Raw genomic sequence first — 1,061 nt, 5'->3', positions numbered from 1 at the left:
CCCGAAATACCCGACTTTAGAAGAGCTTGAACGCCATGTCTTTCAGGTGTTACAGGAGATGTTTGGCAAGGTTTTGACGATGGTTTTGGAACAGATGGATGCCGAAATCGCCGAAGCGCGGGATAAACGTCGCTTTCGCTTGAAAGATCGGCGCGACGTTCACATCGATACGATGTTCGGTCCGTTGACCATCAAACGCAACTATTATCAAGACCGGGAAAATGGTCGTTATATCGCTTTATTGGATCAGTATCTGGCTTTTGACGGCCGCAAGGGATTCAGCCCGCTTCTTGAACAATGGGCAATGGCCTTGGCCGTGGCCGGTCCGTCTTACCGCCACGCCGTGAAGCAATTGGAGACATTCTTAGGGTATGCCCCCATGAGCCACGAAGCGTTGCGTCAGCATCTCCTCGCATCCGAGGTGTGTGAGCCGAAGTCCAAACAACCCGCGCCTGAGGTGCTTTTTGTCGAGGTGGACGGGTTATTTGTGAAACAGCAAAAAGAAAAGGGCGGCAAGAAGAAAAAGGCGAAAGAACTTAAGATCGCTTTAGTCCATACGGGTTGGGAACAAGACGGCTCCAAACGGCGGAAATTGAAGAATAAACGGCACTATTTCCACACGGGCTCCGAGCCGTTTTGGGAAGGCTTTGAAAGCTTTCTGGAGCAGCATTACGACTATGACGCGACGAAAACGAAGCTGGTCATCAACGGAGATGGAGCTGGTTGGATAACGGCTTGCCAAGATGACTTCAAGGGCCGGGCGTTTTATCATTTGGATCGGTTCCATGTCGCCCGCGATTTGCATCTAATCATGAAAGATCATCCGCGCTATTCCACGATGAGACGGGCGCTGAACGAGAATGATCCGGAGCGGTTGATCGTGGAGTTGAACAGTGCCGTGGGAACGATGGCTACACCGGAAGGCGAAACAAAGCTGGAGGCGTTCATCGCGTATATCACGAATCATAAAGAAGCGTTACGGGATTATAAAGCGTGGCTCGAAGCGCAAGGGATAGACACGCACAGGCTGTGCACGATGGGGCTTCGGAAGGCTTGATGAG

At 51.6% G+C, this 1,061-nt stretch carries 1 protein-coding gene; it reads left to right on the top strand.

What is annotated here, in order from left to right:
• On the top strand, positions 1 to 1,057 hold a 1,057-nt coding region (locus tag CCB157_RS17135), incomplete at its 5' end, for an ISLre2 family transposase (protein WP_077616966.1).
• Between the last annotated feature and the right edge of the window lie 4 nt (positions 1,058 to 1,061).

It is taken from the genome of Caenibacillus caldisaponilyticus, from assembly GCF_002003465.1.
Classification (GTDB): domain Bacteria; phylum Bacillota; class Bacilli; order Bacillales; family Sporolactobacillaceae; genus Caenibacillus; species Caenibacillus caldisaponilyticus.
Note: the sequence above shows the minus strand (reverse complement) of the source record. Positions and strands in the feature narration are given on the sequence as shown.